Raw genomic sequence first — 16,274 nt, forward strand, 5'->3', positions numbered from 1 at the left:
GGCCTGAAGGCCCGGCATCTTGGGTTAATAAAAAAAAACGGCAAGACCGCAGTCTTGCCGTTTGTTAGTGCAGGGCGAGATCGCTCCCGCCCGTTACCCGCTTACTTCGCTGCCAGGATGCCACCCAGGCCGGCGCTGCTCGACAGTGCCTTCAGACGCAGGTCGCTGTCGGTTGCCGCCAGGTCTGCCGCGCCGTTCAGCTTGGTCGCGTCGAACTGGCTGATCGCTGCCGCCAGGTTCGCCACGCTGCTGTTGACGTTGCCGCCTGCTTCCAGGGTCAGCGAACCGCTGGCTACCGGTGCGGCGCTGCCGAAGGACGACATCGACTGCACCAGGCCGCTGACATTGCCGCGCAGGTCGGCTGCACCCGGCGTCACGTTGCTGCCGGCGAACCAGACGTCGGCTGCCGCGTGGGTCTGGCCATCGGCGGTTTCGTAGGTGGACGTCATCCCCACGATATTGCCGTTGTTCAGCGACACATCGGACTTGCCGTTCAGGTTCAGCTTGCTGATGTTCAGGTCCGCCAGCGATTTCAGTTCGCTTGCGGCGCTGACACCATCGGCATTGCCATCGACCCACACACGCAGGTCGCCGAAGGCGGCATCCGCGCTGGTGATGGCGCCGTCGCCGTTGCTGTCGAGTTCAGCCAGGGCTTCGTAACCGTTGCCGGCTTTCTGGCCATTGGCCAGCGTGGTGCCGGAGCCGAACAGTTCGGAACCATCGTCGATGGAACCATTGCCGTTGCGGTCCAGGGCCAGCAAGCCGTCGCCGCCACCCACCCAGCCGGTGCCAGCCTTGGCGCCGGTCGCCAGCATGTCGAACTCGACGCCTGCGCTGTAGGCCAGGGTATCGATGCCGTTGTTGCCCAGGTCCAGCACGATCGGGGTGTAGAACGGGCTGTGGAAGGCGCCGATCTGATCCGTGCTCATCGCCTGGATCTGATCCGAGGTCAGGGCGCACACTTGCGCGCTGGCCAGGGTCGAGATTTGCAGCGTGCTGATGCCCACAATCTGGTCGGTGGTCAACGCGCGGATCGTCGCGGTTTTCAGCGCCGCCAGGTCCTGGGTCTCGATCTGCGAAATCTGCAGCGTGTTCAGCGCCTTGATCTGGACACTGTTCAAGCCGGCGAACTGTTGCGACGTCATACCCACCAGCTGGTCGGTGGTCAGCGCGGCCACGTGGTCGGTGGTCAGGCCGGCAATCGACGCGGTTTTCAGTACCGCCAGGTCGGTCGTTTCCATCGCGGCCAGCGCGGTGGTGCTGAAGCCAGCCATCTGGGCGCTGCTCAGTGCGGCAACCTGGAGCGTGGTCATCGACACGACCTGGTCGGTGGTCAGGGCCGACAGCTGGGCCGTTTTCAGGCCGGCAATCGCTACCGTGCGCAGGGCCGAGAAGTCGTCGGTTTCCATCGCGGCAACCGAGTCGGAGGTCAGCGCCGCCACTTGCTGCGAGCTCAGCACCGCAGCCTGCGTGCTGGTCAGCGCAACGATCTGGGCGGTGTTGAAGCCGTTCGCCAAGGCGTTGGTGGACAGGGCGACCGCCTGGTTGGTACCCAGCGCGCCGATCTGGTCGGTCGTCAGGCCCGCGATCTGCACGGTCTTCAGTGCGGCGATCACGGTGGTCTTCAGCAGGCTGATGTCGTCGGTATCAATCGCGCCAACCTGGTCGGAGGTCAGCGAAGCGAACTGCAGCGTGCTCAGTGCCGCCAGCTGGTTCGATGCCAGGGCCGCCACTTGTGCGGTCGACAGGCCGTTGGCCAGCTGGTTGGTGGTCAGCGCCACAACCTGATTGGTCTTCAGCGCGCTGATCTGGTCGGTCGTGATCGCTGCGATCTGGTCGGAAGTCAGGCCGATCACCGCGGACGATTTCAGGGCGCCCAGGTCGTCGGTTTCCAGCGCGGCAATCGCGGTGGTGCTGAAGCCAGCCATCTGGGCGCTCGACAGCGCGGCCATCTGGTTGGTGGCCAGCGCCACCACTTGCGCGGTATCCAGGGCCGACAGCTGGGCCGTCTTCATACCGGCGATCGCCGAGGTTTTCAGTACCGCCAGGTCATCGCTTTCCAGCGCGGCGACCTGGTCGGAGGTCAGGTTCGCCACTTGCTGCGAGCTCAAGACGGCAGCCTGCGACGTGTTCAAGGCAACGATCTGGGCGGTGTTGAAGCCGTTGGCCAGGGCGTTGGTGGACAGGGCGACCGCCTGGTTGGTACCCAGCGCGCCGATCTGGTCGGTCGTCAGGCCCGCCACCTGCACGGTCTTCAGTGCGGCAATCACGGTGGTTTTCAGGCCGATGATGTCCGCCGTTTCAATCGCGGCAATCGCGTCCGACGTCAGTGCATTGAACTGCAGCGTATTCAGGCCGGCCAGCTGGGTCGACGTCATGGCCACCACTTGCGCGGTGTTCAAGCCGTTGGCGATCTGGTTGGTCGTCATCGCGGCGATCTGGGCCGACGTCATGTTGCCGATCTGGTCGGTCGTGATGGCGGCGATCTGGTCGGACGTCAGGCCGGCAACCGCATTGGTTTTCAGTGCGGCCAGGTCTTGCGTTTCAATCGCGGCAATCGCGGTGGTGCTGAAGCCGGCCATCTGGGCGCTGCTCAGGGCGGCCACTTGCTGGGTCGACATCGACACCACGTGGTCGGTGTTCAGAGCCGACAGTTGCGCGGTTTTCAGGCCGGCAATCGCGTGGGTTTTCAAGACCGAGAAGTCATCCGTTTCCATCGCGGCGATCTGGTCGGACGTCAGGTTCGACACTTGCTGCGAGGTCAGGACGGCAGCCTGGGTGCTGGACAGGGCGGCGATCTGATGGGTGCCGAAGCCGTTGGCCAGGGCGTTGGTGGTCAGCGCGACAACCTGGTTGGTGCCCAGGTTGGCGATCTGGTCCGTCGTCAGGCCGGCCACTTGCACCGTTTTCATCGCGGCGATCACGGTGGTTTTCAGGCCGATGATGTCGGTGGTTTCAATCGCGGCAATCGCGTCCGACGTCAGTGCAGCGAACTGCTGCGTGGAGAAGCCAGCCAGCTGGGTCGAGGTCATGGCCACCACTTGCGCGGTGGTCAGACCGTCGGCGATCTGGTTGGTCTTCAGCGCGGCGATCTGGGCCGACGTCATGTTACCAATCTGGTCGGTCGTGATGGCGGCAACCTGGTCGGTCGTCAGGCCGGCAATCGCGTTGGTTTTCAGCGCGGCCAGGTCTTGCGTTTCAATCGCGGCAATCGCGGTGGTGCTGAAGCCAGCCATTTGCGCGCTGGTCAGGGCGGCGACTTGCTGGGTCGACATCGACACCACGTGGTCGGTGTTCAGGGCCGACAGTTGCGCGGTTTTCAGGCCGGCAATCGCGTTGGTTTTCAAGACCGAGAAGTCATCCGTTTCCATCGCGGCGATCTGGTCGGACGTCAGGTTCGACACTTGCTGCGAGGTCAGGACGGCAGCCTGGGTGCTGGACAGGGCGGCGATCTGGTGGGTGCCAAAGCCGTTGGCCAGGGCGTTGGTGGTCAGGGCGACAACCTGGTTGGTGCCCAGGTTGGCGATCTGGTCCGTCGTCAGGCCGGCCACCTGCACCGTTTTCATCGCGGCGATCACGGCGGTCTTCAAGCCAATGATGTCGGCCGTTTCAATCGCGGCAATCGCGTCCGACGTCAGTGCAGCGAACTGCAGCGTGGACAGGCCGGCCAGCTGGGTCGAGGTCATGGCCACCACTTGCGCGGTGTTCAGGCCGTCGGCGATCTGGTTGGTCTTCAGCGCGGCAATCTGGGCCGACGTCATGTTACCGATCTGGTCGGTCGTGATGGCGGCAACCTGGTCGGTCGTCAGGCCGGCAATCGCGTTGGTCTTCAGCGCGGCCAGGTCTTGCGTTTCAATCGCGGCAATCGCGGTGGTGCTGAAGCCAGCCATCTGGGCACTGGTCAGGGCGGCGACTTGCTGGGTCGACATCGACACCACGTGGTCGGTGGTCAGGGCCGACAGTTGCGCGGTTTTCAGGCCGGCAATCGCGCTGGTTTTCAAGACCGAGAAGTCATCCGTTTCCATCGCGGCGACCTGGTCGGACGTCAGGTTCGCAATTTGCTGCGAGCTCATGACGGCAGCCTGGGTGCTGGTCAGCGCAACGATCTGGTTGGTGGCGAAGCCATTGGTCAGGGCGTTGGTGGTCAGCGCGACAACCTGGTTGGTGCCCAGGTTCGCGATCTGGTCGGTCGTCAGGCCGGCGATCTGCACCGTCTTCATCGCGGCGATCACCGTGGTTTTCAGGCCGATGATTTCCGACGTTTCAATCGCGGCGATGGCGTCCGAGGTCAGCGACGAGAATTGCAGGGTGGACAGCGCGCCCAGCTGGGTCGACGTCAGCGCCTGCACTTGCAGGGTGGACAAGCCGTTGGCCAGCTGGTTGGTGGTCATGCCGGCCACTTGCGCGGACGTCATGGCGCCGATCTGGTCGGTCGTCAGGGCGGCAACCTGGTCGGTGGTCAGGCCGGCAATCGCATTGGTTTTCAGAACGGCGACGTCATTGGTTTCCATCGCGGCCAGCGCGGTGGTGCTGAAGCCGGCCATTTGCGCGCTGCTCAGGGCGGCGACTTGCTGGGTCGACATCGACACCACGTGGTCGGTGTTCAGGGCCGACAGTTGCGCGGTTTTCAGGCCGGCAATCGCGTTGGTTTTCAGGACCGAGAAATCATCCGTTTCCATCGCGGCCAGCTGGTCGGACGTCAGGTTCGCGATTTGCTGCGAGCTCATCACGGCAGCCTGGGTGCTCGACAGGGCGGCGATCTGGTTGGTGGCGAAGCCGTTGGTCAGCGCATTGGTGGTCAGTGCGACGATCTGGTTGGTGCCCAGGTTGGCGATCTGGTCGGTCGTCAGGCCGGCGATCTGCACCGTTTTCATCGCGGCAATCACGGCGGTTTTCAGGCCGGAAATGTCGGTGGTTTCAATCGCGGCAATCGCGTCCGACGACAGCGACGAGAATTGCAAGGTCGACAGCGCACCCAGCTGGTTCGAGGCCAGCGACTGGATTTGCAGGGTCGACATGCCGTTGGCCAGCTGGTTGGTGGTCATCGCCGCCATTTGCGAGGTGGTCAGGGCGCCCACCTGGTCGGTGGTCAGGCCGGCCACCTGGTCGGACGTCAGGCCGGTCAGCGCATTGGTTTTCAGCGCGGCCAGGTCGTTGGTTTCCATCGCGGCCAGCGCGGTGGTGCTGAAGCCGGCCATTTGCGCGCTGCCCAGGGCGGCAACTTGCTGGGTCGACATCGACACCACCTGGTCGGTGGTCAGGGCCGACAGTTGTGCGGTTTTCAGGCCGGCAATGGCGTTGGTCTTCAAGACCGAGAAGTCATCCGTTTCCATCGCGGCGATGGAGTCGGAGGTCAGCGCCGCCACCTGGGCCGAGCTCAATACGGCAGCCTGGGAGCTGATCAGGGATGCTACTTGCAGGGTGTTCAGTGCGTTGGCCAGCACATTGGTGCTCAGTGCCACGATCTGGTTGGTGCCGAGGTTGGCAACCTGATCGGTCGTCAGGCCGGCAGCTTGCACGGTCTTCAGGGCGGCGATCTGGGACGATTTCAGACCCACCAGGTCGACGGTTTCAATCGCGGCAATCGCGTCGCTCGACAGCGAAGAGAATTGCGCGGTGGACAACGCACCCAGTTGATTCGATGCCAGTGCCGCGACCTGGTTGGTCAGCAAGCCATTGGCCAGCTGGTTGGTGGTCATGCCGGCGATCTGGCCGGTGGTCAGCGCGCCAACCTGGTCGGTGGTCAGGCTGGCGACTTGGTCGGAATTCAAGCCAACGATGGCGTTGCTCTTCAGCGCGGCCAGGTCATTGGTTTCGATGGCGGCCAGCACGTTGGTGGCCAGTGCACCGGTCTGGGCGCTGTTCAGGGCGGAGACTTGCTGGGTATTCAGCGAAACGATCTGGTCGGTCGTCAGGGCCGACAACTGGACCGTTTTCAGGCCGCCGATGGCCGACGTTTTCAGGGCGGAGAAGTCATCGGTTTCCATCGCGGCGATGGAGTCGGACGTCAGCGAGGCCACTTGGGCCGAGCTCATCACGGCAGCCTGGGTCGAGCTCAGGGCCACGATCTGGTTGGTGGCGAAGCCGGTCGACAGTTGCAGGGTGGTCAGTGCCGCCACCTGGTTGGTGCCCAGTGCGCCGACCTGGTCGGTGGTCAGGGCCGACAGCTGCGACGATTTCAGCGCGGCGATGGCGGTGGTCTTGAGGCCGACGATGTCCGACGTTTCAAACGCGGCCAGTGCATCAGAATTCAGTGCGGCAGCCTGGGCGCTGGTCATGGCGCTCAGCTGGGTCGACGTCATCGAGGCCGCCTGGGCCGTCGACAGCGCATTGGCCAGCTGGTTCGACGTGAACGCCGGGATTTGCGCAGTAGTGAAGACCCCCATTTGATCCGTGGTCAATGCACCGAACTGATCGGTGTTCAGACCCGCGATATCGGCGGTAGCCAGACCGGCAATCTGCAAAGTCGATAAATTAGCAATCTGCAACGTAGTCAAGCTGGTGACGATGCTCATTTCATTCTCCTAGGGGTACTACTGAATTCTGGGTAGACACGAATTGGAGCAGTTTCTCGCTCCATTCCCTATCGATGTATAAAAGGTCAACTGCTAAAACCAGTCGCCGAAGACTCCGCTTTTCATTCTTAACGACAACAGAGCCGTTTACTTTAGTAAACAAAAGGGGGGTGGTTATCCCTTAGTTCGACGGTGCGCCAAGTACAAAGCGACCGTCGTCAGCCTTTCGTTAAGTAAACTTTTAACGGCTAAAGTTTACGGGGCGCAAATACGAGTATAACGTAAGTGCCTGGGGCAATATTTTCCCTGGGGCACCTTTTTTCCCATTGTCTCGGGCCTGCAACGAGGCAAACTTGCAAGTGACAAACCGACCAGACCAGATCCGCATCGGCCATTGTAAGAAGGAAATACCACCGCAAGATGACAAGCAGCGCGCTGTTTCCGCCGCTCTTCGTGGTTTAGCGGTAGCGGTTGACGATCTCTTGGTAGCCGCCGTCGGCGCGCATGGCTTTCAGTGCCGCATTGAAGCGGTCGCGCAGATCACGGTCGGCAAAGGCGGCGGCAAACACGGTGGTGTTGGGGAAAATGTCGTGATATTCCACCTCGTCGTCGGTTTTCATGGCCCCGGCCAGCAAGCGCCGGTACTAGTTGAAGACAAAGCGGTCCACCACGATGACATCGACCCGGCGCGCCCAGAACACGCGCGCCTGGGCGTCCTGGGTACTGCTCTGGAAGTAATTGTCGCGGAAACGGCCCTGGTCATCGGGCCGGTAGCGCGCGGCGAACGCCGGCCCCAGGTCGGCCCAGCCGCGCTGCCAGATCACGAAGCGGTACTGGTCGAGGTCGGCATCGCTGGCCAGACGGATGCGGTCGGCCTTGCGGGTGATGGCGATGTTGACGTAGTCCACCACCCCGTCCGAGTAGTACACGCCCGGTTCATCGCTGCCATGCACCGATATGATGATGTCGGCCTGCCGCCCTTTCAGCGCGGGCAGCATGCGCGATTTCGACATCAGCTCACTTTTCATGCCATAGCCCAGCCGCGCCAGCACCGCGCGCGCCACGTCGACTTCGATACCGGCCACGTTGCCGGCGGCATCGAGGTACACGTACGGCGGGCGGTCAATGTTAAAGCCCACCGTGAGGTCGGCCGCCAGGGCGGGCGGGCCAGCCAGTGCCAGTATCAGTGCAATCCAGACGGACAAGCGTGCCACAATGTTTGCTCCCCGGCCCGCGCAGGGCGGCGTTGTTATCGCGGTTATTGCTGCTATTACTATATATATGGCAACACCCTGACTGTAATGCAGCCGCTTGCACCGAACAAGCGGCCGCTGGCGGAAAGTGCTACCCTCGCAACACCATGCAACGCCGACCATTCCTGACCTTTGCCGCCCTGAGCGCGGCCCTCAGTACGGGCCTTGGCGTGGCCCTGCCCCGTGCCGGCGCGGCGCCATTGGCCGCCATGCGCCTCGTTACCACCCACTTGCCGCCGCTGGTGCTGGAAAACCAGCCGGAGCACCCCGGCGCGCTGCGGGAACTGGTGGCGGAATTGTGCAAGCGCGCGGGACTGGCGCCGGACACGGCGTTCGTGCCATGGAAGCGCGCGCTGTTTTTAGCCACCACCCTGCCGGCCACGGCGATTTATCCGCTGACCCGGCTGCCGGAACGGGAAGCGCAATTCCGCTGGCTGGCCCCGCTGTATGACGAACACTATGTCTTTGTCGCCCCGCGCGGCAAACGCTTCGACATCCGCCGGCCGGAACACATGAAGCACACCCGCATCGCCATGCTGCGCGGCGCGGCGCAAATCCTGATGCTGCGCGAACTGGGCTACCAGCACTTTGTCGAAGCCAAATCCATCGATGAAGTGCACCGTTTCCTGGTGGGCGGCATGGCCGACGCCTCGTTCGGCGAGCGCAACATCATCCGCGCCTCGCTGAAAAGCCGTGGCGTGGAAGCCGATTTCGACACCAGCGCGCCGGTGCGCACCACCACCGCGTGGCTGGCGGGGTCGCTGGATTTCACGGCGGAGGATGCGCTGGTGTTCAAGCAGGCGGCGGAGGCGATGGCGGCCGATGGGACCAGCAAGAAGATATTGGCCAGGTATGGGCTGGAGTGACGGCCATTTCCACCTGATTCAGTCCTAGGCTGACAATGGCCGCTGTCCTAACAGGATTCCTAGTTGCCGGAGTATGCCCTGCAGGATGCTATCCGCTACGTCGTGGGGGAATCCTTCGGGAATTCTGGAATAGGCATTCTGGATGACCTGTTGTGTCTGTTCAGATAGCTCTTCGATGATTTCTTCCGCTGCTCGTATTCCCAGATTGACTTGCCGCGCCATTGCAGACCAATGCCGCCGCTGAATTCGATACACTTCATAGTAATTCGTGCTTCCCCTGAGCGCCATGGCAAGCCGGGCGTCCCGCGGCTGGATTTGATTCCTGCCTGCGCCAATAATGGGGTGGGCCGACAGTACGTCGTACAACGGCGTGGCTTTATAGCGTCCACCAGGCAGGATTGAAATACTGAAGTTCTTTGCGTGCCCATCTGTCGCAATCAGCAGCCAAAAAATGATTTGCGCCTTGAAAAAATTACGCCGGTCAAAATCCGCAACTTCGGAGCCGAGGAGCAATTGCATGATTCGTGCAATACCTGGACCGCCATCCTGTTGATACTTCTGGATAGGAGAGGTGCCGGTCGCCTGGCACATGTCTTCCTGCGGCAGTCGTACGATCCACTTGCCATCATCAGAATCTTTACGGTCGAAGCGCTCGACAGCCAATACTTTTTGGTCTTCAAATTGCACAATCGCTGTTCGCGCGACAGGCAAGCCGAACAACTCCATAATCTGTGAGCAAAGCCACTCGTTCTCAACGGATGTACGAAAATCCGCCTGCATCGCACCGACCTGGCCAAGGGGGAGTTTCAGTATGTGCGTGGTTGGTGTACTCCCGTGCGGGAGTATCCATTTCTTGTCACGCCAGAGCAGCGCATTTTTTTCTTGTGCGCCAGCGATCGAAAGACGCAGGTCGGCGTGGGAGTTCGAGCGGGCCGGCCCTTCCACTGGCGCGGTGGTCGAACGCAACAGTTCTGCAACCTCGCTTTCATCGAGGGCTTCACCATTGATTTGAAAAAGGTCGTCAGGTTCCTGGTCGACGGGCAGCAACTGGGCAGCGCCAACGCAATCGCGGCCAATCGCTGACAGCAGTTCGAACGGTGATGTACCTCCGACTTGATAGCGCTGGGCCAGCCGACGCCGAATGGGCTCGCTGTCGGGCAGGAGATTGTCGAAATAATTGGTGACGACGTCACCCGAGTAAGCGGCGTTATCTGGCCTGAATGGCAGCGACAGGGAAAGGGGCCGACCGAGCTCATTGTCTATCCAATCGTCGAAGTACTGGAAAGTTGAGTTGTTCGAGGCACTGGTCCATGTTCCCACTGGACTGCCATTGAGCCAGACATGCAAGCTTCCCCGGTTGCGTGCTTTTGCCATTTTTACCACTTGGTCTTGTCGGTGGATGTCATCGCCCGTGGCGCAGCCTTGGGGAGGGTGCCCGGTTTGACTGCCGATGATCGTGGTCTTGCTCCTGTGTTTTCAGGCGCCATGTCCCCTGACCATGAGAAGCTTATTTCAACATCCAGTAGCCGGAGTATCGTGTAAAGACGCTCCACACTGGTGGTATTCAGGTTTGACTCAATCTGCGCATAGCTCTGCTGGGTTATTCCGAGCTTTTCAGCCATGGCAGCTTGGGTGAGACCTGCCCGCTTGCGAAACCCTTGGATGAGAGGCTTCAACTGGTCAACGGTTTGAAGTTGGAAGGGCATGGCAGATCCAGTCCGAAGTTATAGATACAGTGTATAGCCTGTTTTTCATAAAAACAAGGTAAAGCCTGTATTTCAATATTACAGCCTTGCGACTGTAAATCAAAAAAACAGGCTTAGCCCTGTTCCACATTCGCCGAAGCTCCACCTGGATGCCCCAAATGCAAAAACCCCTCTGCCACTCAACGAGTGACAGAGGGGTTGGGACAGAAGAGTTAGTTCCAGTTCAGAACGGAATATCGTCATCCATATCCGAGAAGTTCGGCGCCGGGCGCGGGGCCGGACGTGGCGCCGGGGCGGCTTGCTGTGGCTGTGGACGCGGGGCTGGACGGGACACCGGGGCGTCGTAGCCGCCGCCGTCATCCATCCCATCGCCGCCACCCATGCCGCCGGCACGGCCGCCCAGCATTTGCATGTTTTCCGCGATGATGTCGGTCGCGTACTTCTCGACGCCATCCTTGTCCGTGTACTTACGGGTTTGCAGGCGGCCTTCGACGTACACCGACGAACCTTTTTTCAGGTACTGGCCGACGATTTCCGCCAGGCGGCCGAAGAAGGAAATGCGATGCCACTCGGTCTGCTCTTTTTGCTCGCCGGTGTTACGGTCTTTCGATTTGTAAGACGTCGCCACGGCGATGTTGGCGATGGCGTCACCACTTGGCATGTAACGGATTTCCGGATCACGGCCCAGGTTGCCGACGATGATGACTTTATTAACTGATGCCATGAATAGCTCCTGTTGAACTGCGGCCGCCCGGGGCAAGCGGGCGGGCTGGAATTTACGTAGACAGCGATTATAAGCCAACGCCATCCGCCCCCGAGAAATTGTTGGGGTGACGCGCATCCGTGGCTAAACACTGGTATTATATACAGTATTTGTCGCGTAACCGCCTGTTCCATATCAACAGAAGCACGGCGGCGCGGGGCAAACCCGGATATAGTACCGGGTTCGATCTTTGGCCACCCTCACCATCCAGGCACAGCAATGGAATACATCCGCGTCCGCGGCGCTCGCACGCACAACCTGAAAAACATCAACCTCGACCTGCCCCGCAACAAGCTGATTGTCATCACGGGCTTGTCCGGTTCCGGCAAATCGTCGCTGGCGTTCGACACGCTGTATGCCGAAGGCCAGCGCCGCTACGTGGAATCGCTGTCGGCCTATGCGCGCCAGTTCCTGCAACTGATGGAAAAGCCGGATGTGGATCTGATCGAAGGCTTGTCGCCGGCGATCTCGATTGAACAAAAAGCCACGTCGCACAATCCCCGCTCCACGGTCGGCACCGTGACGGAAATCCACGATTACCTGCGTTTGCTGTATGCGCGCGTCGGCACCCCGTATTGCCCGGACCACCCGGAAAACGCGCTGGCCGCGCAATCGGTGTCGCAAATGGTCGACGCCGTGCTCGCCATGCCGCAAGACACCAAGCTGATGATCCTGGCGCCGGTGGTGGCCAACCGCAAGGGTGAGCACGTCGACTTGTTCGAACAGATGCAGGCGCAGGGCTTTGTACGCTTCCGCATCCAGAGCGGCACCCATGACGCGAAGATTTATGACGCCGATGATTTGCCGAAGCTGAAAAAAACCGAAAAGCACACCATCGACGTGGTGATCGACCGCGTCAAGGTCAACGCCGACATCAAGCAGCGCCTGGCCGAAAGCTTTGAAACCGCGCTGCGCCTGGCCGATGGCCGCGCCGTCGCGTATGAAATGGATACCGGCAAGGAGCACGTGTATTCGAACAAGTTCGCCTGCAATGTGTGCGGCTATTCGCTGCAGGAACTGGAACCGCGCCTGTTCTCGTTCAACAACCCGATGGGCGCCTGCCCCGAGTGCGACGGCCTGGGGCATATTGAATTCTTCGATCCGAAGCGCATTGTCGCATTCCCGAACCTGTCGCTGGCGTCCGGCGCGATCAAAGGCTGGGACCGCCGCAACCAGTTTTATTTCCAGATGCTGACGGCGCTCGGCGCCTACTTCGAATTCGACCTCGACACGCCGTTCGAGCAATTGCCGAAAACCGCGCGCGACGTGATCCTGCAAGGTTCCGGCAAGCAGGCGATCCCGTTCACGTACATCAATGAACGCGGCCGCGCCGTGGTCAAGGAACATACGTTCGAAGGGGTGGTGAACAACCTGTCGCGCCGCTACCGCGAAACCGATTCGATGGCCGTCAAGGAAGAACTGGCCAAGTTCATCAATGAAAAAGAATGCCCGTCGTGCGCCGGCGCGCGCCTGCGGGTGGAAGCGCGCTTCGTCAAGGTCGGCGTGGGCGACCATGAGCGGGCGATTTATGAAATCGCCCACAAGCCGCTGCGCGATTGCCTCGACTACTTCGAAGGGCTGGAACTGTCCGGCGCCAAGAAGGAAATCGCCGACCGCGTGATCAAGGAAATCGTCTCGCGTTTGAAATTCCTGAACAATGTCGGTCTCGACTACCTGTCGCTGGACCGCAGCGCCGACACGCTGTCCGGCGGCGAAGCGCAGCGCATCCGCCTGGCGTCGCAAATCGGCTCCGGCCTGACCGGCGTGATGTACGTGCTGGACGAGCCGTCGATCGGCCTGCACCAGCGCGACAACGACCGCCTGATCGACACCCTGAAACACTTGCGCGACATCGGCAATTCCGTGCTGGTGGTGGAACACGATGAAGACGCGATCCGCACCGCCGACTATATTGTCGACATGGGTAAAGGTGCGGGCGTGCATGGCGGCGACGTGATTGCCTCGGGGTCGCTGAAAGACATCCTGAAAAACAAGGAATCGCTGACGTCGCAATACCTGTCCGGCGCGAAGAAAATCGAAGTGCCGAAAAAACGCCACGATTTCGATGAAGAGCGCCAGCTGGTGATTACCGGCGCGACCGGCAACAACCTGAAAAACGTCACCTTGCAATTACCGGTCGGCCTGATGACCTGCATTACCGGGGTGTCCGGTTCCGGCAAATCATCGCTGATCAACGATACCTTGTACCCGGCGCTGTCGCGCCACCTGTATGGTTCGCAGACGGAACCGTCGGCGCATGAATCGATCAGCGGCCTGGAACATTTCGATAAAGTCATCGCGGTCGACCAAGCCCCGATCGGCCGCACGCCGCGTTCGAACCCCGCCACCTATACCGGCCTGTTCACGCCGATCCGCGATTTGTTCTCGACCGTGCCGATGGCGAAGGAACGCGGTTACAGCGCGGGCCGTTTCTCGTTCAACGTCAAGGGCGGCCGCTGCGAAGCGTGCCAGGGCGATGGCGTGATCAAGGTGGAAATGCACTTCCTGCCGGACGTGTACGTGCCGTGCGACGTTTGCCACGGCAAGCGCTACAACCGCGAAACCCTGGAAGTGCACTACAAGGGCAAGAGCATCACCGAAGTGCTGGACATGACGGTGGAAGATGCGCACGAATTCTTCAAGCCGGTGCCGCTGATTGCCCGCAAGTTGCAAACCCTGCTCGACGTCGGCCTGGGTTACATCAAGCTGGGGCAAAGCGCCACCACCCTGTCGGGCGGCGAAGCGCAGCGCGTGAAGTTGTCGCTGGAACTGTCCAAGCGCGATACCGGCCGCACCCTGTACATCCTCGATGAACCGACCACCGGCCTGCACTTCCACGATATCGATTTGCTGCTGAAAGTGATCCACCGCCTGCGCGACCAGGGCAACACCCTGGCCATCATCGAGCACAACCTCGATGTCATCAAGACCGCCGACTGGATCGTCGACCTGGGTCCGGAAGGCGGCGCGGGCGGCGGCCGGATCATCGCCACCGGTTCGCCGGAAGACGTGGCGGCCAACCCGGACAGCGTGACCGGCAAATACCTGGTGCCGCTGCTGCCGGCGCTGGCGCCGAAGAGGAAAAAAGCGTAAGGGCCGCACCGCCTGTTCTAGCGGGGCTGCTGACCCCGTAGGGCGGTTTGGCGCAAGCGCCAAGCCGCCATGCATGCGTCAACGCGGCGCACGCATGGCGGATTTGTAAAATCCGCCCTACGCGGTGACACCCGGGCCATACCAGACGTTCCGGGGCCGCTGATTACTGCTGCGCCGTGGCGTTGCCCTTCTCCGCCGCCACCCAGCCCTTGATCTGGGCTTCCAGCACATCCATCGGCAAGGCGCCCGCGCCCAGCACCTGGTCGTGGAACTTGCGGATGTCGAAGCGGCTGCCCAGTTCCTGTTTCGCGTAATCCCGCAGCGACAGGATTTTCAGCTGGCCGATCTTGTAGCCCAGCGCCTGGCCCGGCCACACGATGTAGCGGTCGGTTTCACTCTGCACATCGACTTCCTCGATGCCGGAATGGTCGTGGAAGAAGTCCACCACTTGCTGGCGCGACCACTTCTTGTAATGCAGGCCGGTATCCACCACCAGGCGGATCGCGCGCAGCATTTCATCCTGCAAATGGCCGTAATAGCTGTACGGATCCTTGAAGAAGCCCAATTCCTGGCCCAGGCGCTCCGAATACAGCGCCCAGCCTTCCGCATAGGCCGTGTAATTGCCCTGCTGGCGGAACATCGGCAGCGATTCGATTTCCTGCGCGATCGACAATTGCATGTGGTGGCCCGGCACGCCTTCGTGCAGCGCCGTGGTTTCAATGCCGACCGTGGAACGCTTGGCGAAGTCGCCGGTGTTGACCATCACGCGGCCCGCACGCTTGCCATCCGGCGAACCCGGCAAGTAAGCGGCGGCCGAGGCGCCCTTCTCGCGGAATTCCTCGACCTGTTTGATTTCGACCTTAGCCTTCGGCAAGATGCCGAATTGCTGCGGCAACTGGGTATACATCTGGTCGGTATATTTCTGGTACAGGTCGACGATTTCCTGGCGCGATTTCGGGTGCAGCGCCGCGTTGGCTTCCATCGCCTTGTTGAATGACTTCAAATCCTTGAAACCGAGCTTTTGCGCCACCTGCAGCATTTGCGCTTCGATGCGCGCCACTTCGGACAGGCCCAGTTGATGGATATCTTCCGGCGACATGTCGGTGGTGGTGGAATGCTTGGCCTTAAAACTGTAGCGCGCCGCGCCATCGGGCAGCGACCACATGCCGACATCCTTGCGGCCGTGCGGCAGGTATTTGGTTTTCACATAGACGCCCAGCTGCTTATAGGCCGGCGCCACGTCTTTTTGCACCGCCGCCAGGATTTCCTTGGTCAGGCGCGCCTTGTCGGCGGCGGAGAAATCCGCCGGGAATTTCGCCAGCGGCGCCGCGAACGGCGAGGCTGCCGGCTTCATGGCGGCCACGTCTTCACACTGCTTGGCGATTTTCGGGATCAGGAATTTCGGCGGCATCAAGCCATCCTTGACACCCTTTTCCATCTGCACACGGGTTTCCGCGAACAGCTTGGGCAACTTGCGCAGGCGGGCCACGTAATCTTCGTAATCCTTGACGGTCTCAAACGGCAGCGCCGACACCACCATCGGGATATCGAGGTGCACGCCGGAATTTTGCGCCAGCGGCATTTCCCAGTCGCGGAAGCGCACACCGTCCACATTCTTGCGCAACTCGCGCACCATCAGGTCGCGGTTGAGCTTTTCCTGCAGCGGGAAACCGCTGGTGTCGATGGCTTCAAAGCGCTTGAGAAAATCCACCGCGGCCTGGTTGTCGGCATCGATACCCGCCTGCGAAAAGTCCGCCCAGCGGTCGTTGTAGCGCTTGTCGCCCAGCAGGGACGCCCACTCCGGGCTGTTGCGCATGGTGTGTTCCCACTGTTCCTTGATCAGCGTATTGAGCGCGGCGCGGCGGCCCTCCAGGTCGGGGGCCACGGTCTCGGCGTGGACCGCGCCCAGCATCAGGGAAAACAGCAGCGCGCTGGCGGCGCCAAGGCGGCGGGTTATCGTTGTTGTCATGCAAGCCTCGAGTCAAAGATGATGGAGGCTACACTGTACGATTCCACATGCCTTGCCGCCCGCGCAATGTGCTGAAATGTTAAAACAACGGCATGAACTGCCAATCACC

Annotated in this window: 9 protein-coding genes; 2 read left to right on the forward strand and 7 right to left on the reverse strand. The window is 61.2% G+C overall.

The genetic code is table 11. The features are described from left to right. Positions 1–101: 101 nt before the first annotated feature. From AC1RRC_RS11585 to AC1RRC_RS11595, 3 genes are all read right to left on the reverse strand, one after another. Positions 102–6,515, reverse strand: coding sequence for an SPM autocatalytic domain-containing protein (locus AC1RRC_RS11585; protein WP_493055621.1), 6,414 nt, complete (start codon positions 6,513–6,515; stop codon positions 102–104). Between the two features lie 458 nt (positions 6,516–6,973). Continuing rightward, positions 6,974–7,135 carry a hypothetical protein gene (locus AC1RRC_RS11590; RefSeq protein ID WP_493055622.1) on the reverse strand — a complete coding sequence of 54 codons (162 nt, stop codon included), beginning with the start codon at positions 7,133–7,135 and terminating at the stop codon, positions 6,974–6,976. A gap of 24 nt (positions 7,136–7,159) precedes the next feature. After that, positions 7,160–7,729, reverse strand: coding sequence for a substrate-binding periplasmic protein (locus AC1RRC_RS11595; protein WP_493055623.1), 570 nt, complete (start codon positions 7,727–7,729; stop codon positions 7,160–7,162). A 146-nt stretch (positions 7,730–7,875) separates the two neighbouring features. Here AC1RRC_RS11595 and AC1RRC_RS11600 point away from each other — a divergent pair, with 146 nt between their 5' ends. Next, positions 7,876–8,634 (forward strand): substrate-binding periplasmic protein, encoded by a 759-nt coding sequence (locus tag AC1RRC_RS11600; protein WP_493055624.1) that lies wholly within the window; start codon positions 7,876–7,878, stop codon positions 8,632–8,634. Positions 8,635–8,658: 24 nt separating this feature from the next. Here the strand turns inward: AC1RRC_RS11600 and AC1RRC_RS11605 are convergent, their stop codons facing one another. From AC1RRC_RS11605 to ssb, 3 genes are all read right to left on the reverse strand, one after another. Next, positions 8,659–10,008 (reverse strand): type II toxin-antitoxin system HipA family toxin, encoded by a 1,350-nt coding sequence (locus AC1RRC_RS11605; protein WP_493055625.1) that lies wholly within the window; start codon positions 10,006–10,008, stop codon positions 8,659–8,661. 2 nt (positions 10,009–10,010) lie between these two features. After that, positions 10,011–10,340, reverse strand: coding sequence for a helix-turn-helix transcriptional regulator (locus AC1RRC_RS11610; protein ID WP_493055626.1), 330 nt, complete (start codon positions 10,338–10,340; stop codon positions 10,011–10,013). 223 nt (positions 10,341–10,563) lie between these two features. Beyond that, positions 10,564–11,064: a single-stranded DNA-binding protein gene (gene ssb, locus AC1RRC_RS11615; RefSeq protein ID WP_493055627.1), complete on the reverse strand. Its 501-nt coding sequence runs from the start codon at positions 11,062–11,064 to the stop codon at positions 10,564–10,566. Positions 11,065–11,322: 258 nt separating this feature from the next. Between ssb and uvrA the strand changes: the two genes are divergently transcribed. Further along, complete coding sequence (gene uvrA / locus AC1RRC_RS11620) at positions 11,323–14,196, forward strand: excinuclease ABC subunit UvrA (protein ID WP_493055628.1); 2,874 nt, start codon at positions 11,323–11,325, stop codon at positions 14,194–14,196. Between the two features lie 163 nt (positions 14,197–14,359). Here uvrA and AC1RRC_RS11625 read toward each other — a convergent pair whose 3' ends face one another. After that, a complete protein-coding gene (locus tag AC1RRC_RS11625) occupies positions 14,360–16,165 on the reverse strand; it encodes a DUF885 domain-containing protein (protein WP_493055629.1) in 1,806 nt (601 codons plus the stop codon). Positions 16,166–16,274 lie beyond the last annotated feature (109 nt).

Source organism: Pseudoduganella sp. GW821-FHT12E03, from assembly GCF_058807115.1.